Annotated in this window: 20 protein-coding genes; 6 read left to right on the top strand and 14 right to left on the bottom strand. The window is 72.6% G+C overall.

Features of this window, described 5'->3' with window-relative positions:
* The first annotated feature begins 14 nt into the window (after window positions 1–14).
* Window positions 15–1490 (top strand): S8 family peptidase, encoded by a 1476-nt coding sequence (locus tag AC27IY_RS46625; RefSeq protein WP_487181871.1) that lies wholly within the window; start codon window positions 15–17, stop codon window positions 1488–1490.
* Between the two features lie 27 nt (window positions 1491–1517).
* Here AC27IY_RS46625 and AC27IY_RS46620 read toward each other — a convergent pair whose 3' ends face one another.
* Window positions 1518–2957, bottom strand: coding sequence for an ATP-binding protein (locus tag AC27IY_RS46620; RefSeq protein ID WP_487181870.1), 1440 nt, complete (start codon window positions 2955–2957; stop codon window positions 1518–1520).
* A gap of 45 nt (window positions 2958–3002) precedes the next feature.
* Window positions 3003–3683, bottom strand: coding sequence for a nucleoside/nucleotide kinase family protein (locus AC27IY_RS46615; protein ID WP_487181869.1), 681 nt, complete (start codon window positions 3681–3683; stop codon window positions 3003–3005).
* A gap of 85 nt (window positions 3684–3768) precedes the next feature.
* Between AC27IY_RS46615 and sppA the strand changes: the two genes are divergently transcribed.
* The gene (sppA, locus tag AC27IY_RS46610) at window positions 3769–5466 is read left to right on the top strand and encodes a signal peptide peptidase SppA (RefSeq protein WP_487181868.1); all 1698 of its coding nucleotides are present in this window, start codon (window positions 3769–3771) and stop codon (window positions 5464–5466) included.
* Window positions 5467–5525: 59 nt separating this feature from the next.
* Here the strand turns inward: sppA and AC27IY_RS46605 are convergent, their stop codons facing one another.
* Genes AC27IY_RS46605 through AC27IY_RS46585 form a run of 5 tightly spaced genes read right to left on the bottom strand, consistent with a single transcriptional unit; the run spans window position 5526 to window position 9429 of the window.
* Window positions 5526–5981: a flavin reductase family protein gene (locus AC27IY_RS46605; protein ID WP_371251673.1), complete on the bottom strand. Its 456-nt coding sequence runs from the start codon at window positions 5979–5981 to the stop codon at window positions 5526–5528.
* A 49-nt stretch (window positions 5982–6030) separates the two neighbouring features.
* Entirely contained in the window at window positions 6031–6969 is a 939-nt protein-coding gene (locus AC27IY_RS46600; RefSeq protein WP_364454185.1) for an ABC transporter substrate-binding protein, read from the bottom strand.
* Between the two features lie 39 nt (window positions 6970–7008).
* Complete coding sequence (locus AC27IY_RS46595; protein ID WP_344217531.1) at window positions 7009–7701, bottom strand: ABC transporter permease; 693 nt, start codon at window positions 7699–7701, stop codon at window positions 7009–7011.
* Window positions 7698–8378 carry an ABC transporter permease gene (locus tag AC27IY_RS46590; protein ID WP_487181867.1) on the bottom strand — a complete coding sequence of 227 codons (681 nt, stop codon included), beginning with the start codon at window positions 8376–8378 and terminating at the stop codon, window positions 7698–7700. The genes AC27IY_RS46595 and AC27IY_RS46590 overlap by 4 nt, the downstream gene beginning before the upstream one ends.
* On the bottom strand, window positions 8371–9429 hold the full coding sequence (locus tag AC27IY_RS46585; protein WP_487181866.1) for an ABC transporter ATP-binding protein: 1059 nt from the start codon (window positions 9427–9429) through the stop codon (window positions 8371–8373). Before AC27IY_RS46585 ends, AC27IY_RS46590 begins: the two co-directional genes overlap by 8 nt.
* 259 nt (window positions 9430–9688) lie before the next feature.
* On the opposite strand from AC27IY_RS46585, the gene AC27IY_RS46580 reads away from it, so the two are divergent.
* The gene (locus AC27IY_RS46580; RefSeq protein ID WP_487181865.1) at window positions 9689–11206 is read left to right on the top strand and encodes an RNA polymerase sigma factor; all 1518 of its coding nucleotides are present in this window, start codon (window positions 9689–9691) and stop codon (window positions 11204–11206) included.
* A gap of 11 nt (window positions 11207–11217) precedes the next feature.
* Here the strand turns inward: AC27IY_RS46580 and AC27IY_RS46575 are convergent, their stop codons facing one another.
* Window positions 11218–12087 (bottom strand): sigma-70 family RNA polymerase sigma factor, encoded by an 870-nt coding sequence (locus AC27IY_RS46575; protein ID WP_423475486.1) that lies wholly within the window; start codon window positions 12085–12087, stop codon window positions 11218–11220.
* Between the two features lie 326 nt (window positions 12088–12413).
* On the opposite strand from AC27IY_RS46575, the gene AC27IY_RS46570 reads away from it, so the two are divergent.
* The gene (locus tag AC27IY_RS46570; protein ID WP_487181864.1) at window positions 12414–13754 is read left to right on the top strand and encodes an RNA-guided endonuclease InsQ/TnpB family protein; all 1341 of its coding nucleotides are present in this window, start codon (window positions 12414–12416) and stop codon (window positions 13752–13754) included.
* Window positions 13755–13797: 43 nt separating this feature from the next.
* Window positions 13798–13965, top strand: coding sequence for a hypothetical protein (locus AC27IY_RS46565; protein WP_487181863.1), 168 nt, complete (start codon window positions 13798–13800; stop codon window positions 13963–13965).
* 8 nt (window positions 13966–13973) lie between these two features.
* On the opposite strand, the gene AC27IY_RS46560 is transcribed toward AC27IY_RS46565, so the two are convergent.
* From AC27IY_RS46560 to AC27IY_RS46535, 6 genes are read right to left on the bottom strand one after another with little or no spacing between them, the layout of a single operon-like run.
* Window positions 13974–15137 (bottom strand): lipid-transfer protein, encoded by a 1164-nt coding sequence (locus AC27IY_RS46560; protein WP_487181914.1) that lies wholly within the window; start codon window positions 15135–15137, stop codon window positions 13974–13976.
* Window positions 15134–15535 carry a MaoC family dehydratase gene (locus tag AC27IY_RS46555; protein WP_487181862.1) on the bottom strand — a complete coding sequence of 134 codons (402 nt, stop codon included), beginning with the start codon at window positions 15533–15535 and terminating at the stop codon, window positions 15134–15136. Before AC27IY_RS46555 ends, AC27IY_RS46560 begins: the two co-directional genes overlap by 4 nt.
* Window positions 15532–16443, bottom strand: coding sequence for a Zn-ribbon domain-containing OB-fold protein (locus tag AC27IY_RS46550; RefSeq protein WP_364454201.1), 912 nt, complete (start codon window positions 16441–16443; stop codon window positions 15532–15534). The genes AC27IY_RS46555 and AC27IY_RS46550 overlap by 4 nt, the downstream gene beginning before the upstream one ends.
* Window positions 16440–17594, bottom strand: a complete 1155-nt coding sequence (locus AC27IY_RS46545; protein WP_449953338.1) for an acyl-CoA dehydrogenase family protein — start codon at window positions 17592–17594, stop codon at window positions 16440–16442. Before AC27IY_RS46545 ends, AC27IY_RS46550 begins: the two co-directional genes overlap by 4 nt.
* Window positions 17594–18565, bottom strand: coding sequence for an acyl-CoA dehydrogenase family protein (locus AC27IY_RS46540; RefSeq protein WP_487181861.1), 972 nt, complete (start codon window positions 18563–18565; stop codon window positions 17594–17596). The genes AC27IY_RS46545 and AC27IY_RS46540 overlap by 1 nt, the downstream gene beginning before the upstream one ends.
* A gap of 10 nt (window positions 18566–18575) precedes the next feature.
* Window positions 18576–20162, bottom strand: coding sequence for an AMP-binding protein (locus tag AC27IY_RS46535; RefSeq protein ID WP_487181860.1), 1587 nt, complete (start codon window positions 20160–20162; stop codon window positions 18576–18578).
* A 188-nt stretch (window positions 20163–20350) separates the two neighbouring features.
* On the opposite strand from AC27IY_RS46535, the gene AC27IY_RS46530 reads away from it, so the two are divergent.
* Window positions 20351–20965 (top strand): TetR family transcriptional regulator, encoded by a 615-nt coding sequence (locus AC27IY_RS46530; protein ID WP_487181859.1) that lies wholly within the window; start codon window positions 20351–20353, stop codon window positions 20963–20965.
* The last annotated feature ends 34 nt before the right edge of the window (window positions 20966–20999 follow it).

The raw sequence follows: 20999 nt of genomic DNA, 5'->3' as shown, positions 1-20999 counted from the left end.
TCCCGGAGGAACCCGTGAGGCTACGGTCCCTGCTCGCCTGCGTCGCCGCCCTGGCCGCCACGTCGGCGGCGCTCTGCGCGCCGCCCGCCCTGCACGCCGACACCCGGCCCGTCCGGGAGGCGCCCGTCCCGCGTGACGGCGCCGTGGCGCTGAACGCGCACTCCAGGGGCGCCAGCGGACCCGTCGTCAGCGACGAGCTGGTGGAGGAGATCCAGACGAGAAGCCGGGTCCGCTGCATCATCGAGCTCAAGCCGGACCAGAACGTCAAGGTCGTCGCGAACGACATCGAGAAGGCGTCCGAGAGCGGCCGGGTGCTCAAGGCGAACGGCTCCTCCACCTTCTTCGTCGCCGAGGTCGACCAGCGCACGCTCGACGAGCTGCGCAAGGACCCCCGCGTCCGGGCCGTCTACAAGGACGAGCTGAGCGCCGCGGCCCCGATCGGCGCGCCCGCCATGCCGCGGGGCCTCGACGTCAGCACCGACCTGATCGGCTCGAACCGGGCCAACGCCGCCGGCTGGACCGGCCGCGGCACGACGGTCGCCGTGCTCGACACGGGGATCGACCGCCGCCACCCCTTCTTCGCCGGCCGCGTCGTCGGCGAGGCCTGCTTCTCCTCCTCCGACGCCCGCAGCGGCACCGTCTCGCTCTGCCCGAACAAGCGGCCGAACCAGACCGGCGCCGGGGCGGCCGACGCGACCACGGCCCGGTGCGTCGTGGACGGCGCCAACGCCTGCTACCACGGCTCCCACGTGGCCGGGATCGTGGCCGGCCGCCTGGTCTCCGGCGCGCCGTCGAACGGAGTGGCCCCCGAGGCGGGCATCCTCGCCGTCCAGGTGTTCAGCCGGCTGGAGAATCCGCTGTCCTGCGCCTCCCTGGGGGCCAGCTCGCCCTGCCTGCTCAGCTACACCTCCGACCAGAAGCTGGCCCTGGAGTACGTGGCGCGGGTGGCGAGGGCCTACCGGGTCGCCGCGGCCAACCTGAGTCTCGGCGGCGGCGAGCCGTTCACCCGGGCCTGCGACGCCGACCCGGCCGCGTCGGCGCTCAAGCCCCAGTTCGACGCGCTGGAGAGGCTCGGGGTGGCCACCGTGGTGGCGGCGGGCAACGAGGGCTTCACCTCCGGCGTCACCTCCCCGGCCTGCATCTCCACGGCCGTCGCCGTGGGGGCCAGCGACGCCGCCGACGCGCTGACCTCGTTCACGAACCGGGGCCCGCTGGTGGACCTGTTCGCGCCGGGGGTGGCGATCCGCTCGGCGGTGCCCGGGGGCTCGTACGTGGCCATGACCGGCACCTCCATGGCCGCGCCGCACGTCGCCGGCGTGTTCGCGCTGATGCGGCAGGCGTACCCGCGCTTCTCGGTGGCGCAGGCCCTGCAGCGCCTGCAGGCCACGGGCCGGCGCCTGCGGTACAGCGCGGGCGGGACGTCGATCACCACCGCCCGCGTCGCCGCCGACCGCGCCACCGCCGCCGCCACCGCCCGCACCGCCGCCTGACCTCGGGGGCAAGGGGCGCCCCGCCCCTCACCCGTAGAGCTCCGGCAGGCCGATCAACCGCACGTCGCCGGGCATGTCCTGCTGGAAGCCCGCGCCGCCGTAGCAGGCCAGCACGGTGTCCCGGGTGTCGTACCCTTTGACCGCCAGCAGGTCGCGCGCCCTCCTCAGCCGGTCCGCGTGTCCCACCGTCAGCACCTTGTCCCATTTGACCTCCCCCAGGGACAGCACCCGGCGCGGCCGGCCGTGCTCCTCAGGAGCGAGGACCGCGACGTCCACCTCGATCTGGGTACGGTTGCCAGGATCTGCCACGGTGCCGGCGGCCACGGCTCCCGGCAGGTCACCGAAGACCTCGGGTCCGGCCAGCATCGCCCACTCGCGGCACAGACTCTCGAAGTGCGGCCCCACCACCTGGGACAGGAAGCGGGACCGGGAGTCGCGCCAGGCGGCCTCCGCTCTCCCTCGCTCCAGTCGCGGCCACTCGCTCCGCATCACAGCCTCGTAGAAGACGATCAATGGTTCGCGAATGCGGTAGTGCGTCCTGCCCTTCCTGAACGCGTCGGCCTCGCGGGCGATCAGGTGGGAGTCCTCCAGGACCGACAGCGGGTGACCGATGTCCGGCGACTTACGCCCCATGTGATCGGCGATGCCGCCGCGGGTGGCGTTTCCGGCGGCGATGGCGCCCAGAACCGCGTGATAGGTGACCATGTCGCGGATGTCGGTCTCCTCGGCCAGGAGGTACCTGGCCTCGCGGAACAGCGGCATCTGCCGGTTGAGCACGGTCCGCAGCACCCACCCGTCGAAGTCGACGAGGGAGGTGGGGGCGTCACCAGCCACGAACTCACGTCTGTAGGCCGGGGTGCCTCCCACGACAGAGTGCACCAGCACGGCGAGACGGGGGTCGGAGATGCCCCAGAAGTCGGCGGACGCCCGGTAGTCGAGGGGCCTGACGATCAGCTCCAGGCTCGCGCGTCCGCGCAGAGGCGCGTTGCCCGACAGGAGCCGGCCCATCACCTGCATGGCCGACCCGCACAGCAGCAGGCGGGCGTCGCTCTTCCGCGCATGTCCCCTCGGGTCCAGAGCGCGCTGGATCAGGGAGGGCAGTGACGGGGACGCCTTGGTCAGGTAGGGAAACTCGTCGATCACGATGAGACCCCGGGGGATGACTGCGAAGAGCCGCTCCAGCGCCTCGTCCCAGTCGGCGAAGGCGTATCGGCCACCGCCGGTCCGGGCGGCCAGTTCGCGGCCGAAGCGTGCCAGAGCCTGGTGCTCGGTCTCCTCTGCTGCCGTGAACATGAACCCGTCCATCGCCCCCACCAGGGCGTCCAGCAGGAACGTCTTGCCCTGCCGGTGCCGGCCGCTGACGATGCCCAGCCTTGCGTCCGGGCTCGGCGAGGTGGCGAACCGGACGAGACCGGCCCACTCCTCGTCGCGGTCGAACACATGACTCGGCTTGGAAACAGGCTCCATAGGAGAACCGTACAGCTAAGGTGTACGGAACTTAGCTGCATAGTTCTACATCGGTCGGGCGGTAAGCGGGAGGGCGGCGGTGTCGAGGACGAGGTCGGCGGTGTGGCGGGTGGCGCGGATGGCGGCGGCGTTGGGCTCGTCCACCTCCGCCACCCAGCGCTCGGCCGCCTCCGGGGCCTTGCCGAAGCGGATGTGGCGGCGGACGAGGCGGTCGAGGCGGACGCGGTCGGCGAGGTCGGCGTACCAGACCTCGGTCATGGCGGCGCGCACCAGCGGCCACGGGTCCTGCGGGAGGAGCAGGTAGTTGCCCTCGCTGACGACCACGCGGGCCTCGGGCGGGACGGGGATGGCGCCGGCGAGGGGCTGTTCGAGGTCGCGGTCGAAGGACGGGGCATAGATGACCGTGCCGGTCTCGGTGTGGAGGCGGCGCAGCAGGGCCAGGTAGCCGCGGGCGTCGAAGGTGTCGGGCGCGCCCTTGCGGTGCCGCCGGCCGAGGCGTTCCAGCTCGACGTCGGCGAGGTGGAAGCCGTCCATCGGCACCCACACGGCGGGCAGGCCGGTCGTGGTGAGCCGGTCGGCCAGCCAGTGGGCCAGGGTGGATTTGCCCGCTCCCGGGCAGCCCGCGATGCCGAGCACGACCCGCGGGCCGGCGGCGGCCAGGTCGTGGACGCGCTCGACCAGGGTGTCGGCGGGCGTGGGGCCGGCGTTGCCGGTGTTCGGTCGCACGGATCCATTGTTCCCGGCGGCCGAGTGTGGACTTCGTATGAACTGCCCAGACACGAACGGAAATGTGTCGCTTAGGGTGAGTTGTATGGACGCAGGCAAGGCGATCTTCGAAACCGTCGACAGGCTTCGCCAGCGGCGCACCGGCCCGCTGATCCTGGAGCTCGATCTCACCGAGGGCGTCACGGAAGGGCCGCCGACGGATCCGCTGGCCGCCGTGTTGTCCATGCGCAAGACGCGCCTCGCGGACGTCATCGGCGGGCTGCGGCGGGCGCGGCAGGACTCCCGGGTCAAGGGGCTGGTCGTCAAGATCGGCGGGCCGCCGCTGGGGCTCGCCATGGTGCAGGAGCTGCGCGAGGCCGTCCTCCACTTCCGGGCCAGCGGGAAGCTGACCGTCGCGTTCGCCGAGACGTTCGGCGAGTTCGCGGGCGGCACCGTGCCCTACTACCTGGCCAGCGCCTTCGAGCGGGTCTACCTGCAGCCGAGCGGGGACGTCGGGCTCACCGGCGTCGCCGTGGAGCAGCGCTTCCTCAAGGGCGCGCTGGGCAAGCTGGGCGTCGGCTACGAGGTCGGCCAGCGGCACGAGTACAAGACCGCGGCCAACACCTTCACCCAGGACCACATGACCGAGCCGCACCGGGAGTCGATCGGCCGGATCGTGGAGTCGATCACCGAGACGATGATCGACGGGATCGCGGACGGGCGGCGGCTGGACCCGGAGAAGGTGCGCGAGCTGATCGACCGGGGCCCGTTCACGGCCGGCGAGGCGCAGGAGGCCGGGCTGGTGGACGGGCTGGCGTACCGGGACGAGGTGTACGACGAGCTCAAGCGGGCCGCGGGCGCGGAGGCCAACCTGCTGTACGTCTCCCGCTACGCCCGCGCCGCCGCCGTCAGGAAGCTGCCGCACCCCGGGGCCGACGGGATCGCGCTGGTCCACGGCATCGGCATGATCAAGTCGGGCCGCAGCGGCCGGAGCCCGCTCGGCGGCGGCGGGGCCATGGGCTCCGACACGATCAGCGCCGCGCTGCGGGCGGCCCGCCGCGACGAGCACGTCAAGGCCGTGGTGTTCCGGGTGGACAGCCCCGGCGGCTCGTACGTGGCCTCCGACACGGTCTGGCGCGAGGTGGTGCTGACGCGGAAGGTCAAGCCGGTCATCGTCTCGATGGGCGACCTGGCGGCCTCCGGCGGCTACTTCGTGTCGATGGCCGCCGACGTGATCGTGGCCCAGCCGGGGACGCTGACCGGGTCGATCGGCGTGTACGGCGGCAAGCCCGTCTTCGCCGACCTTCTCCAGCGGATGGGGATAAGTACGGAAATGGTGGCCGAGGGGGCCAACGCCGGCATGTTCTCCCCCTCGCGCGCCTTCTCCCCCGAGCAGTGGGAGCGCGTCAACGCCTGGCTCGACCGCATCTACGACGACTTCGTGGGCAAGGTGGCGAGCAGCCGGGACCTCAGCAGGGAACGTACGCACGAGCTGGCCCGCGGCCGGGTGTGGACCGGCGCGGACGCGCGGGCCAACGGCCTGGTGGACGAGCTCGGCGGCCTGGAGGACGCCCTGGCCCTCGCCAGGAAGCGGGCCGGGCTGGGCGACAGCGCGCCGGTGCGGATGTACCCCAGGCTCAACCCGCTGGAGCGGCTGCGCGGCCCGGACTCCAGCGAGGACAAGTCCGCCGCCCTGGCCAGGATGCGGCTCGACGCCTGGGGGCCGCTGACCCGCCTGTCGGCCGAGCTGGGCCTGCCCGCCGCCGGCCCGCTGATCCTGCCCGAGTGGTACACGATCCGCTGACCGGCACGGGCCGCCGCCGGAGCCGCTGGCGGAGCCGCTGACGGAGCCGCCGCCGGCCCTCACACGGGGCGGTAGCGGCCCCGCAGGCGGACCAATGGCTGGAGCGACGGGTCGACGTAGGTCACGCCGAGCACGGCGGCGATGAAGAGTGTGTGGTCGCCGGCCGGGACCACCTTCGTGGTCTCGGCCTCCAGCGCGGCCACCCCGCCCTCCACCACCAGCGCCTCCGTGTGCGCCCCCCGATGGTGCGGCAGCCCCGCCACCAGCAGGCGGGCGCTGGGCCTGCCCGGGGTGGCGAAGCGGCTGGCGACGGCCGCCTGCCCCGCCGACAGCAGGGAGGCGGCCCAGCGGTCCCGCCGGAGCAGGACCTCGTGCAGATAGCCGCCGCCGGCCAGGCTGACGAGCACGAGCGGGGGCTCCAGCGACACCGACATCAGCCCCGACACGGTGGTGCCGAGGTCGTCGCGCCCGTCGCGTACGGTCACCACGGCGACCCCGCCGGCGAGCTGCGCCATCGCCTCCGTGAACTCGCCCGTGAACTCGCTCACCGCGCCAGCACGCCGATCAGCCCAGGCCGTTGGTGGTCAGCCATTCCTTGGCCACCGTGGCGGGCTCGTCCTTGTTGACGGAGATCTGCTGCATCATCTGGAGCAGCGAGTCGGTCGTCAGCTTGGCCGAGACGGAGTTGAGCGTGGTGCGGATCGTGTCGCTCGCGCCCGCCTTGAACAGCAGCGGCGTCACGTTCTGGGCCGGGAAGACGTTCTTGGTGTCCTGGAGCGGCACCAGGTTGTTGGCGGTCATCTTGGGGTCGGTGGTGAAGACGTTGCCGACCTGGATGGTGCCGTCCTTGAGCGCGTCCGCGGTGGTGGGGCCGGTCGGCTTCCACTCCTTGAACTCGATCCCGTAGACCTCCTTGAACCGGGCCTCCCAGCGCTTCTTGAACTCCGGCGGCCCGCCCACGACCAGGGTCTTGGAGACCTTGCCGAGGTCCTCCATCGTGGTCACGGACTGCTTGGCCTGGAAGTCCTTGGTGACCGACAGGCTGTCCTTGTCCTCGGCAGGCGAGGAGTCGAGCACCTCCAGCTCGGCGGGCAGCTTCTCCTTCAGCGCCGCGTTGACCTCGTCGGTCGTGGCGGCCGTGGCCTTGAGGTCGATGAAGGCGAGCAGGTTGCCGTTGTACTCGGGGACGATGGTCAGGCCACCGCTCTTGACCTGGTCGTAGACCGCCTCGCGGCTGCCGATGCGCGGCTTCTCCTCCACCTGCACGCCCTTGGACTCCAGGGCCTGGGCGTAGATCGAGGCGAGCAGCACGCTCTCGTCGAAGTCGAAGGAGCCGATGACGGCCTTGCCCGCGTCGGCGGCCCCGCCCGAGGCCGAGCCGCTGGGGGCCGCGCTGGAGGTGTCGAGCGGGTTGCCCGCGTTGCCGGACCCGCCGCCGCCACAGGCGGACAGCGCGAGCACCGCCGAGATCAGCACCCCCGCGATGCCGTACGTGCGTCTCATCTTGCTATTCCCTTCTAAAGCGGGCGGTAATACAGGAGACTATCGGATTTTCTGTCGCCGGCTCACCCCCGGCGAGACCGCCACCCTCTGCGCGAGCGCGAACAAGATCTGCACAACCAGCGCGAACAGCACAATCAGTACGGAACCCCCGACGACGCTCGCGTAATCCTTCGTCGCGAAACCGTCGATCACGTACCGCCCGAGCCCGCCCAGCCCCGTGTACGCCGCCACCGTCGTCGTGGCGACGACCTGGATCGCCGAGAGCCGACACCCGAGCAGGATCAGCGGCAGCGCCACCGGCACCAGGGCCCGCGTGAGCACCTGGCCGCCGCGCAGCCCCATCCCGTACGCCGCGTCACGCAGCTCCGGATCGACGCCTCTGATGCCCTCGTAGGTGTTGACCAGGATCGGCGGCACCGACAGCAGCACCAGCGGGATGATCACCGGCCAGATCGACGCCGTGCCCAGCAGCAGCACGAACATCACCAGCAGGCCCAGCGTCGGCAGCGCCCTGGCCAGGTTCGCCGAGACGACCACGATCACCTCGCCGCGCCCGGTGTGCCCGATGAGCAGCCCGACCGGCACCGCTATCACCACGGCCAGCGCCAGCGCCAGCGCCGAGAACTCCAGGTGCTCCAGCAGCCGCATGGGGATGCCGCCAGGGCCCGACCAGTTGGCGGCCGTGCCGAAGAACTCGCCCAGCCAGGAGAAGAAGCTCGTCAGCCAGCTCACGACGCCCTCCCCTTCCGCGCGCGCACCCAGGGGGTCAGCAGCCGCTGCGCCAGCACGATCAGCGCGTCGGCGACCAGCGCCAGCGCCACGATGAGCACGATGCCCACGATCACCGGCGGCATGAACGGGTTCTGGTAGGCCCGCGTGAACAGCCCGCCGAGCCCGCCCTGCCCGATCAGCGCGCCCACGCTGACCAGGCTGATGCTGGAGACCGCGACCACCCGCAGCCCGGCCAGCACCACGGGCACCGCGATCGGCAGCTCGACCCGCAGCAGCCGGCGCAGCGGCGTGAAGCCCATCGCGACCGCCGACTGCCGTACGTGGTCCGGCACCGAGCGCAGCCCGTCCACGACGGCCGGGATGAGCACGGCCATGCCGTAGAAGGTGAGCGGGATGATCACCGTGGTCTGCGAGAGCCCGGTCACCGAGATCAGCAGCATGAAGACCGGCAGCGACGGCAGCGCGTAGATCACGTTCATCAGGCCCGACGTGGGCTGGTAGAGCCAGCGCCAGCGCGCGCAGGCGAGGCCGAGCGGCAGCGCCAGCACCAGCGAGAGCACGATCGGCACCAGGGACATCGTGAGGTGGTCGGTCAGCAGGTTGCGGATGCTGTCGGCCCGGCCGGTGTCCCAGTTGCGGCCGATCCACTCCCAGATGGAGGGTGGGCCGTCAGACATCGGCGGCCTCCGCGAGCGCCTGGTCCAGGCTCTCCCTGGTGGCCACGCCGACCACCCTGCCCCCCTCGTCCACGGCCACCGCGCAGCCGGACGGCGACAGCAGCGCCGCGTCGAGGGCCGCGCGCATCGAGTCACGTCCGTGGACGTACGTGCCGTGGCGCTCCAGCTCGCCGGGACGCGCCCCGGAGGCCCAGCCGAGCGGCCGGCCCTCGCCGTCCACGACCAGCAGCCACGGCTCGGCGGCGCCGCGCTCGGCGCCCTCCGCCACGGTCAGGTCCGTACGCAGCCGCAGCCCGTCGGTAGGGACGAACTGCAGCCGCCGGATGCCCCGGTCGTGCCCCAGGAACTCGCGGACGAAGTCGTCGGCCGGCTCCGTGAGCAGCGTCTTGGGATCGGCGACCTGCGCCAGCCGCCCGCCCACGCGCAGCACCGCCACCCGGTCGCCGAGCTTGATGGCCTCGTCGATGTCGTGGGTGACGAAGACGATGGTCTTCCGCAGCTCCGACTGCAGCCGCAGCAGCTCCTCCTGGAGGCTCGTCCGCACGATCGGGTCCACGGCGCTGAACGGCTCGTCCATGAGCAGCACCGGCGGGTCGGCGGCCAGCGCCCGCGCCACGCCCACGCGCTGCTGCTGCCCGCCCGAGAGCTGGAACGGGTAGCGCCCCGCCAGCGACGGGTCCAGCCCGACGCGCTCCAGCAGCTCCATGGCACGGGAGCGGGCCTTCTTGCGGTCCCAGCCGAGCAGGTAGGGGACGGTGGCGACGTTGTCCACGATCTTGCGGTGGGGGAACAGGCCGGCCTGCTGGATGACGTAGCCGATGCCGCGCCGCAGCGTCGGCGGATCGATGCCCTGGACCGGTTTCCCGTCGAGGAGGATGCGGCCCTCGCTGGCCTCGATCATGCGGTTGATCATCCGCAGGGACGTCGTCTTCCCGCATCCGGAGGGGCCGACCAGGACGGTGATCTCCCCTGTGGGCGCCTCCAGGCTGAGGGAGTCAACCGCCACCGTGCCGTCCGGATAGCGTTTGGTGACAGCGTCGAATGTGATCACGCGTGACCTCTCGCTCGTGGCAGGGCCGCGACCCCCGTGCCACGACCGCCGCATGATCTCTCGTGCACGACAGACTACGGCGAGGACTACGGGCGTGTCGTGCCGGGCTGCGCTTAAGCGCTTCACTGACCAGCCTTATTTACTTAAATCTGGATCTGGTAGTGCGCCGAACCTGTCGGTGTTGGCATGATTACCTCCACAATCTCCCTGACGCGCACCCCTCACACCCGCAGCGTCCGCACCCAGAGGATCCGGCCCCGTGTCCCAGCCGCTCACCGATCAGCGCCCACGCGCCGAACTGATCGCAGAGCTCTACGACCGCCATGCCGCCGGGCTGTTCGCGTACTGCGCCGACCAGCTGGGCGACCTCGGTTCCGCCTCCGACGTCCTGCTGGCGGTGCTCAACGCCGTCCCGGCCGCGGAGCCGCCCCGCGCCGCTCTCTACGCCTTCGCCCGCCGCGAGCTCCACCGCCGCGACGTCGTCTACGCCCCGCCCGCCGTCGACCCCCTCATCGACCCGGCGACCGCTCTCGTCGAGCGCACCCTGCGCGAGCTGCGTCTCCACCAGCGAGAGGTGCTGGTGCTGTGCGCGGTCTGCGGCCTCAGCAAGGCCGAGCTGGCCTGGGTGCTCGACGTCGCCCCCGACACCGCCGAAGAGCTGGCCGTGGGAGCCGGGCACCGGTTCCGCCAGGCCCTCGGCACGGCGCTGGCCTCGATCGGCGCCCGCGTGCCCAAGCCCGTCGCCGACATCTACGGCGCGCTCGCCGTCGCGCCGCTCAAGGACGTGCTCGGCCGCCTGCCGTGGCCGCAGCCGCCCGGCGCGCTGCGCATCCACTTCGCCGGCTCGCGTACGGCCCAGCCCGCGCCGCTGTTCGTCAAGCCGCGCTGGCCGAGCCCGCCGGTCTGGCCGCAGCCGCTGGCCGACGCCGACCCCGCGACCAGCACCGTGATCTTCCCGGCGGAGCTGCTGTCGCCGCCGGCGGCCTCACGGGTGTCCGAGCACGAGGCCACCACGGCCCCGATGCCCCGGCTGCGCGGCCCGGTCGGTCCCCCGCTCGGGCCCCCTCCCGGCCTCACCCGGCCGCTCAGGGACCCGCTCGGGGCCTTCGACGACGGCCGGCGCGCCAGGCGCACGCCGGTCCCGCCGCTGCCACCGAGCGAGGAGCGGCCGTTCTTCATGGCCGCGCCGGCCGAGGACGGGCTGCAGCCCTTCGCCACCGGCGACGTGCTGCTGCCCAAGGACTCCCCCGAGCCGTACGCGACGGGCGACGTGCTGCTGCCGGGCGAGCCGCCGTTCACCCCGCCGGCACCGCCCGCTGGACGGGGCGGGCCGCGCCGGCCGGAGCCGGTGCGCCGCTCCCAGCCGACCCCCGCCGACGACGTGCTGGTGCACAAGGGCCCGGCCCGCCCGCTCCAGCCCGGCGACCCGCGGCAGGAGGAGGACGGACCCGCCAGGGAGACCGCGCCGCTGTTCCAGCCGCGCGCCAAGCCCGCGCCCGAGCCGGTCTACCGCCTGCCGTGGGAGGACGAGCCCGCGAGGAAGGACGAACCCGAGGGCAAGGACGCCCCGGCCCCGGCGCGGGACGCGCTGGAGCCGCGCCCGGTCCGCGCCCGGCCCGTCCCCAAACGCCGCCCCGAGCTGAAGCCGCGCCCGGAGAAGAAGCGCCGCCGCAAGGAGCGCCACTACGACTGGGTCTGGGAGCTGGTCGGCTTCCTGGTCTGCGTGGCGATCGCGATGATCGTCTTCTTCTCCGTGCCCACCATCTTCAACCCGTAGCCGAGGGCCGGCTACGCGCCCAGCAGCGCGGCCAGCCGGTCCTCGTCCTGGAGGATGTCGAGCGCGACCACCCTGCCGCCGGCCACGGTGAACGCCATGACCGACAGCGGCCGGCCCTCCGGCGCCGTGACCACCCCGGCCACGCCGTTGACCAGCACCGGCCGCACGTACGCGGCGAAGCGCCGGAACATGAACGCCCGCCCGGCCACCTCCAGCGCCCCGCGCACCTCCAGCCAGGTCCGCGGCGCGCCGCCCGCGTCGGCCCGCAGCACCACGTCCGGGTCGAGCACCGCGACCAGGGCGTCGAAGTCGCCGGCCCGCGAGGCGGCCATGAACGCGTCCACGACCTCGCGCTGCCTGGCCAGGTCGGGGTCCGGCGTGACGGCGCCGTCCCGCACCCGGCGGCGGGCGCGGCTGGCGAGCTGCCGGGTCGCGGCGGGGGTGCGGTCCACGATCGGCGCGATCTCGTCGAAGGGCACCGCGAACATGTCGTGCAGCACGAACGCCAGCCGCTCGGCCGGCTCCAGCGTCTGGAGCACCACGAGCAGCGCCAGCCCCACCGAGTCCGACAGCAGCGCCTCGTGCTCGGGGTCCACCCCCTCGGGCGAGGTCACCACGGGGTCCGGCATGGTCGGCTCCAGGGGCTCCTCACCCCGTGTACGGCGGGAGCGCAGCAGGTTGAGGCAGACCCGGCCCACGACCGTGGTGAGCCAGCCGCCCAGGTTCACCACGTCGCGGACGTCGGTCCGCTCCAGCCGCAGCCACGTCTCCTGCACCGCGTCGTCCGCCTCGCTGAGCGAGCCCAGCATCCGGTAAGCCACCGCGCGCAGATGATCCCGGTGCGCCTCGAACATGGCAATAAGTTCTTTTTCTTCGTTCATCGGTCACATTCTCCTTCGCCGCCGGTTCAGAGCGAGTGAGAGACCTCTCCAACCGGAGAACGTGGAGACCACCAATGGAAGCACGTATGGGCAACCCCGCCTTCGTCGTCCCCGGCGCGATGCAGGCGCTCCAGGCGCTCGGCAAGAGCGTGGCGGGGAGGTGAAGGCCCGCGCGAAAGTGCCCGCCAGGGCACGATCGTTCCTGAACGCCAGGCAGTGGGCCGGTCCTGGCGAACACGTACCGCGGGTATCCGGTCACGAACACCAGATGGACACCGAGTTCGATGTACGCAGTGGCGTCCCCTGCGTAAATCACAGGTTGGTCCGTGACACCGGACGATACGATCGCTGGTGTGGAGGGGGAGAAGCGGGTCCGGGCGCATGTTGCGCGGCTGGATCTGGACCGGGCGCAGAGTGCTGCCTTGGACCGTCAGGCGCACTGCGCGCGTGCCCTGTGGAACCTGCTGCATGAGTACACGACGTTCCGGCAGGGCCGCCTGGCGTCGCTGAAGGACTGCGACGAGGCGATCCGTGCGGCTCGCCGGGAGATCGCCTGGCTGAACGACCTGCCCGCTCAAGCCGCCCAGGCGGTGCTGAAGACCTACCGGCGGGCGTGGGCGAACTTCTTCGACCCCGAACACCCCGCCGCGCGGCCCACGTTCAAGAGCCGCGTGCGGTCGCGGATGGCCGTCGATGTCCCCCAAGCCCGCGACCTGCGCATCACCCGGATCAGCCGCAGGCAGGGCGCGGTGAACCTGCCCAAGATCGGCCGGGTCCGGTTCCGCTGGACCAAAGACCTGCCCGGCGTCACCAAGAGCTCACCCGCAGGGCGGATCACCGGGGCGCGGCTGGTCAAGGACGCCCTCGGCTGGCACATCGTCTTCCGCACCGAGCAGCATGTCCCGGTCCCGGCCCCGCACCGGGGACCGCAGGTGGGGATGGACCGGGGCATCGCTGTCCCCCTCGCCCTGTCCACGGGAGAGCACCTCACGCACGGGCCATGGCTCACCGACGCAGAGCAGGCCCGGCTGCTGCGTCTGGAACGCGCGAGCGCTCGCCGGCGCGCCCACCGTACGAAGGGCGCTCCGGCCTCGAACCGGGAGCGCCGCTCCTACGACCAGATCGCCAAGCTTCGCGCGAAAGCCAAGCGCCGGGCCCTCGACTGGCAGCACAAGGCCACCACGAGGCTGGCCGAGAGGTTCAGCGTGATCGTGGTGGAAGACCTCCGTATCGTGAACATGATGGCCTCGGCGGCGGGGACCGTGGAGGAACCCGGCCGGGGCGTCGCCCGGAAGCGGGGCCTAAACCGGGCCATCGCCGGGGAGGCGTGGGGCCGCACGGTGGATCTGCTGACCTACAAGACCGCCGATCGGGGCGGCCTGGTGGCCAAGGTCCCACCGCACGGCACCAGCCGCCAGTGCCACCGCTGCCACACCACCGTGCCGGGCTCGCGCGAGAGTCAGGCCCGGTTCGTGTGCAAGAACCCGGCGTGCGGATGGATCGGCAATGCCGACACCAACGCCGCCGGAAACCAGCTCCACCGGTACACCATTGCCGCCGGACGGGCGGTCACAGGGCGTGGAGACTCCGAGGTGTCGGGGTCTGTGAAGCGTCAAGCATCCTGTCCCGCAGTCTCGCCCGCTCCCGCGCCGCGAGCTGCTGCCTAGGCAGCACAGGAATCCTCCGCATTCATATGGAGGAGCACGTCAAATGCGCGCCAGCCAGAAGGGCGCGGTGTCCGACGAGATCTGGAACGAGGCCGCCGACCACTTCGACGAGCGGCAGCTCGGCGGCCTCGTCCTGGCGATCGCCTCGATCAACGTGTGGAACCGGCTCAACGCCTCCACCCGGCAGGTCGCGGGCGCCTGGACCCCCTGACCTGCCGACTAACTGGGCGACAGGATCAGGCCGCTGGTGGGCACGCCGGTGCCCGCCGTGACCAGGACGTTCGCGACGCCGCCGAGCTGGTTGGCGGCGGTGCCGCGGATCTGGCGGACCGCCTCGGCGATGCCGTTCATGCCGTGGATGTACGCCTCGCCGAGCTGCCCGCCGTGCGGGTTGACGGGGAGGCGGCCGTCCAGCTCGATGCCGCCGTCGGCGATGAAGGCGGGCGCCTCGCCCCGGCCGCAGAAGCCCAGCTCCTCCAACTGGGCCAGGACGAACGGGGTGAAGTGGTCGTACAGGATGGCGATCCTGATGTCGGACGGGGACAGGCCGGACATCTCCCAGAGCCGCCGTCCGACGACCCCCATCTCCGGCAGGCCGCTCATGTCGTCCCGGTAGTAGCTCGTCATCATCTGCTGCCCGGCCGCCGAGCCCTGGGCCGCGGCCTTGATGACGGCGGGCGACCTGCGCAGGTCGCGGGCGCGCTCGGCCGAGGTCACCACCAGGGCCACCGCGCCGTCGCTCTCCTGGCAGCAGTCGAGCAGGCGCAGCGGCTCCACGATCCAGCGCGACGCCTGGTGCTCCTCCAGGGTGATGGGCCGGCCGTGGAACCAGGCGGCGGGGTTGGTGGCGGCGTGCCTGCGCATGGCCACCGCGACCCGGCCGAAGTCCTCCGACGTCGCGCCGAAGGTGTGCATGTAGCGGCGCGCGAACATGGCGACCCAGGCCGCCGGCGTCATCAGCCCGAACGGCACGTGCCAGCTCATCTCCAGCCCCTGCGAGGTCGGCTGGCCGCCGAGGCGGGCGTCCGGCTGGCCGAAGCGGCGTCCCGAGCGCTCGTTGAAGGCTCGGTAGCAGACGACCGTGCGGGCCGTGCCGGTGGCCACGGCCATGGCCGCGTGCGCGACCGTCGCGCAGGCCGCGCCGCCGCCGTACTCGACCCGGGAGAAGTACGTGAGGTCGCCGACGCCGACCTCGCGGGCGACCGCGATCTCCTGGTTGGCGTCCTGGCTGAAGGTCACCATGCCGTCCACGTCGGCCGGCGACAGCCCGGCGTCGTCCAGCGCCGCGAGCACGGCCTCGGCGGCCAGCCGCAGCTCCGAACGCCCGGACTCCTTGCTGAACTCGGTGGCGCCGATCCCGGCGACCGCCGCGCGTCCGCTCAACACGGGTCCTCCCCCTCGGGCAGGGTCAGGGTGACGGTGCCGACCGCGTGGTCGCCCAGGCTGACCGCGCCGCGCACCTCGACCGTCAGCTCGCCGTCCGCGCGCGAGACGACGTTGCCGGTGAAGCTCAGCCGGTCCCCCGCGTACGCGGGGACGCCCAGCTTGACGTCGATGCGCCGGATGACCGCCGCCGGGCCCGCCCAGTCGGTGACGTACCGCTCGACCAGCCCCATCGTGGTCAGGATGTTGAGGAAGATGTCCTTCGAGCCCTGCGCGCGGGCCAGCGCCGGATCGTGGTGCACCGGCGTGGGGTCCATCGTGGCGAGGGCCGTGGCGATGACCAGGGTGGGCGTCAGGTCGATCGACAGCTCCGGCAGCACGTCCAGCTCCTCGCTCACGGCTCCCCCGGCGTCCACATCGGCAGGACGAGCTCGTCGTCCATCGACCGGTACGTCACCCGCAGCGGCATCCCCACCGCCACCTCCTCGATCGGGCAGTCCACGACGTTGCCCACGACCCTGACGCCCTCCGGCAGCTCCACCACGCCCACCACGAACGGCGTCTCCCGCCCCGGCACCGGCGGCCGGTGGTGCACGACGTAGCTGTAGAGGGTGCCGCGGCCGGACGCGACGGCGTACGAGCGGTTGGCCGAGCGGCACTGGGGGCACAGCGGGCCCGGCGGGTGGCGCAGCAGGCCGCAGTCGGCGCAGCTCTGGACGCGCAGCTCGCCCTGGCGTACGCCCTCCCAGAAGAAGGCGGTGTCCTGGTTGACGGCGGGCCGCAGCGGATAGGGCTCCCGCTTCGGTCGCTTCTCCCGTGGGCGGAACTTCAGTACGCGGAACAGCATCTCGGCCACCGGCTCGTCGTCGCCGGCGTACCAGGTGATGTTCCAGGTGGCGAAGAAGCCGACCCCGAGCGCGGTCCGTTTCGGGCCGGCCAGGCTGGTGAAGCGGGTGGCGGGGGTCAGGACCTCGCCCACGCGGGCGTAGCGGTGGTGGACCTGCTCGCAGTTCGTGGCGACGACGCCCGTGTAGCCGGAGGCGTTGAGCGCGGCCATGAGCTCGTCCACCGGCGAGCGGTCCTTGACGGCGCGGCGCAGGCCCGGCATGGTCCACACCTGCGCCATCGCGGGCGGGGCGAGGCCGCGCTCCAGGTAGACGGGGTTCTCGTCGCCCATGGCGGCGAGCCAGTGGCGGATCATCGGGACGTTCACGGGGTCGGCGGCGGGCGTGCCGCGCAGCTCGCCCAGCGCCGTCTGCTTGGCGGCCAGCTCGTGCAGCTCCTCGTCGGTCAGCGCGTCCGTCATCGGGGCGGCCTCGGCAGGCTCAGGCCGAGCATCGCGATCAGCTCCCGCTGCACCTCGTTGACGCCGCCGCCGAAGGTCAGCACGACCGCGCCCTTCGCCCCGAGGTCGGTCCGCTCGATGAGCTCGGCCGTCCCGGGGTCGGCGGGGTCGCCGTGGCGGGCCAGTACGTCGCCGACGATCCGACCGGCCTCCTGCATCCGCTCAGAGCCGTAGATCTTGGTGGCCGAGGCGTCGGGCGCGCCCAGCCAGCCGAGGTCCATGTTGGCCGCGACCTGCCAGTTGAGCAGCTCGTTCGTGCGCAGGGCCGCCCACAGGCGGGCGAGGGCGCGGCGCACGTCGGGCTCGCCGTCCAGGCCCGTACGGCGGGCCCAGTCGCGGAACCGGTCGTAGGTCTGGCCGAGGTTGCCGGCGGGGCCGAGCGTGACCCGCTCGTGGTTGAGCTGGTTGACGATCAGGTCCCAGCCCTTGTCCACCTCGCCGACCACCATGTCCGCCGGGACGCGGACGTCGGAGTAGTAGGTCGAGTTGGTGTGGTGGCGGCCGTCCATGGTGACGATCGGGGTCCAGGAGTAGCCGGGATCGTCCGTGGAGACGATCATCATGGTGATGCCCTTGTGCTTCTTGGCCTCGGGGTTCGTCCGGGCGGCCAGCCAGATGTACTGCGCGTAGTGCGCGCCGCTCGTGAAGATCTTCTGGCCGTTGACGACGTAGTGGTCGCCGTCGAGCACCGCCGTCGTCCGCAGGGACGCCAGGTCGGTGCCGGCCTCGGGCTCGCTGTAGCCGATCGCGAAGTGGCACTCCCCGGCGAGGATGCGCGGCAGGAAGAAGTCCTTCTGCTCGGGGGTGCCGTACTGCATGAGCGTCGGGCCCACCGTCTGCACCGTGATGATCGGGTACGGCACGCCCGCGCGGGCGATCTCGTTGGCGAAGATCTGCTGCTCCAGGGGGCCGTAGCCGGCGCCGCCGTACTCCTTGGGCCAGCCGAGGCCGAGCTTGCCGTCGCGGCCGAGACGGCGGCAGTGCTCCATGTACGTCTCGCCGAACGGGTCCTCGGCGATCGCGCGCCGGTCCTCCTCGGTCAGGCAGCCCTGGAAGTACGCGCGCAGCTCGTCGCGGAGCCTGCGCTGCTCCGGGGTGAGGTCGATGAGCATCAGACGAGCGCTCCGATCAGGTCGAGCTGGGCGTCGGCGCCGCCGAGCAGGTACGATAGGTGCTTGGCCTGGGCGAAGTAGCGGTGCAGCGGATAGGTGACGTCGAGGCCGAGTCCGCCGTGCAGGTGCTGGCAGGTGTGCAGGGCCTTGACCGCCTCGGCCGCGTGATAGGCGGCCAGCGCCAGGTCCTCCTCGGCCGGCAGGCCCTCTCCGAGCCGCCAGAGCGCCGACCACATGGCCACGTCGAGCGCCCGGCCCGCGATGTAGACGTCGGCGATCTGCATGGTCACGGCCTGGAACTCGGCCAGCGCGCGGCCGAACTGCCGCCGCGTCCTGATGTGGGCGGTGGTCAGCTCCAGCGCCCCGGCGAGCACGCCGCTCGCCTGCGCGACGATCGCGGCGGTGTAGAGGCGGCGGACGTCGGCGGCGGCCTCCGGCCCCGCCACCCGCTCGGCGGGGGCGCCGTCGAGCACGACGGTGGCGGCGGGCTCGCCGGTCGAGGTGCGCTCCGGGGCCGTGCCGGGGAGCTCGGCCAGGAACAGGCCCTCGCCGGCGGTCACCAGCGCCGCCGCGCCGGGGTACATGACGGTGACCTTGCGCCCGGTGAGCGTCCAGCCGCCGTCGTCGTGGGCGATGGTCTCCGGCGGGGCGGCCAGGGCGCGGCCGGGCTCCCGCACCGCGAGCGCGATGCCGTCCGCGTGCCGCCGCTGCTGCTCGGGCGTGCCGTGGCGGGCCAGGGCCAGGGTGCCCGCGAGCGCGGGCAGCCCGGGGAGCGCCGCCGCCTTCACGCCCACCTCCCGCAGCACCACGGCCATCTCCACCGGCCCGAGCCCGGCGCCGCCCGCCTCCTCGGGCACGCACAGGCCGAGCAGCCCGGCCTGCCGCAGCCGCTCCTCGTCCGCCTCCTTGGCCAGCACGTCGGCGGCCAGTCTCCGCACGTCCTGCTGGGTCTCGTCCAGGTTGAAGTCCACGTGTGTTCCCCTACGTCTCCAAGAGGTGCTGCCTGCCGTGCCGTACGAACTCCTCCTCGATGGCCTTCACGTCCGCGCCGGTGAGCGGGCGCAGCCCGGACCGGGTGCGCCACCACACCGGGTCATCGGTACGCCAGCCCTCGCGGGCGAGGACCCGTTTGACCACCTTGTGCGAGGGCGTCTGGGGCAGCCGGGCGGCCACGCGCACGTACCGGGGCAGGGACTTGGCGCCGAGGTCGGGCCGGGCGGCCAGGAAGGCCGTGAACGCCTCCGGGTCGAACCCGCCCGCCAGCACCAGCGCCGCCATCACCTGGTCGCCGGCTGCCGCGTCCGGCACCGGGTAGACCGCCGCCTCCACCACACCGGGGAACTCGCGCAGCGCGGCCTCGACGGGGGCGGCCGACAGGTTCTCGCCGTCCACGCGCAGGCGCTCGGTGCCGCGCCCGGCGAAGAACACGTGGCCGTCCGCGTCCCGCCAGGCGAGGTCGCCGGACCAGAACGCGCCGTCGCGCAGCCGCTCGGCGTCGGCCTCGGGGTCGTTGTAGTAGCCCTCGAACAGGCCGGGCCCGGCGGTGTTGACCAGCTCGCCGACGGCCTCGTCCGGGTTGAGCAGCCGGCCGTCCTCGACCCGTCCCGGCGGGCAGGGCTCGCCGGTGTACGGGTTCAGTATGGCCACACCCTCGGGCAGGCGGCCGAGGCTGCCGGGCGGGCCCGCCGGGTCGGGGCTGATCGAGACGGCGGTCTCGGTGGAGCCGAAGGCGTCGATGACGTGGCAGCCGTACCGCTCGCCGAAGCGCCTGATCGCGACCGCGCTGCCCTCGTTGCCGAAGGCCAGTCGGAGCGGGTTGTCGGCGTCGTCCGGGCGTTCGGGGGTGGCCAGGGCGTAGGAGAGCGCCTTGCCGACGTAGTGGAGGTACGTGCAGTCGTACCGGCGGAGGTCGGGCAGCAGGCCCGAGGCGGAGAAGCGACGGCGGAGCACCAGGGCGGCCCCGGAGGCGACGGCGGGCGCGTACGCGGCCATGAGGGCTCCGGAGTGGAACAGCGGCATCGAGCAGTAGACGACGTCGTCCGGGGTGAGCAGGGCGCCGAGGCTGGTGCCGGGGACGGCCAGCTTGCGCTGGGTGATCCGGACGGCGCGGGGGCGGCCCGAGGTGCCCGAGGTGAAGATCAGCAGCACCAGCTCGCCGGGGTCGGGCGTCCGCTCGGGGAGCGGGTCCTTGGCGGCGGCTTCGGAGAGCGGCCGGGCGGGCAGGCCCAGGGAACCCGCCAGTTCCTCGTACGGCGCGTCGAACAGGACGAGGCCCACGTCGGTCGCGCGGGCGTCGCGGCCCAGCTCGGCCGCCGACCGGGTGGGGTTCAGCGCGACGACCGGACGCCCGGTCAGCGCCGCGCCGCCCGCCAGGAAGAGCAGGCCGGGCACGTTGTCGCTGAGCACCCCGACATGCGAGCCGATGTCGCGGCCGGCCAGCCAGGAGCCCGCCGCGCGGCACGCCGCGACGTGCTCGCGCCAGGTCCAGGCCGTGTCCTCGAACAGCAGGCCAGGTCGTCCGTCCTCGGCCCGTGCGGTCAGCAGGGCCGCGAGGGTGTTCGCGGTCATGCCGCCTCCACACCAAGCGCTCGGTCAGCAAACCGCAAACTAGAACAGATTCTAGTTAATGTCCAGTGGCCAATCATCCCGAAAAATCGCGTTATATCCCCGTAACGCGAGGGACATGCGCTGATAGGGGTTCTTTGTGACCGCCGAGTAACAAGCCGCGGCACCGGTGCATCAGATAACGTGTTCTTATGCGCACCCCGTCCGCGACGGTCGCCACCTCCTCCGACGGCGAGGGGAGCGTCCGCAGCCGCAGCCAGACCCAGCGCCGCAAGCGCATCGTCCAGGCCGCCGCCGCCCTCGCCTCGCGCGGCGGGGTCGAGGCCATGCAGATGCGCACGGTGGCCGAGCGGGCCGGCGTCGCCCTCGGCACCCTCTACCGCTACTTCCCGTCCAAGATGGACCTCGTGGTGGCGGTGGTCGGCGAGGAGATCGACCTGCTGGAGAGCAGCATCGAGCGCCGCCCGCCGGGCGCGGCCACGCCCGAGGGCCGGGCCGTCGACGTGCTGATGCGCGCCACGCGCGGGCTCATGCGCGAGCCCGAGCTGGCCGACGCGCTCATCCGCTCGCTGATCATGGCCGAGGTGCAGACGCCGTTCGGCGACCGGATGGCCGGGCTGCTGCTGCGGGTCTCCGCCGAGGGGCTGAGCTTCGAGCAGGCGAGCGAGGAGCAGCGCGACCTCGCCGGGTCGCTGGCCGGCATCTGGGTGCACGAGCTGCTGGAGATGCTGCGCGGCCGGCGCACCTACGACCAGATCCAGCGCCGCATCGAGACCGCCGCCTCGCGCCTGCTCGCCGACATCTGATGCTGGGGCCGCGAATTGTCGGTGGCGGCGTCTA

The organism is Nonomuraea sp. B208 (genome assembly GCF_057536035.1).
Note: the sequence above shows the minus strand (reverse complement) of the source record. Positions and strands in the feature narration are given on the sequence as shown.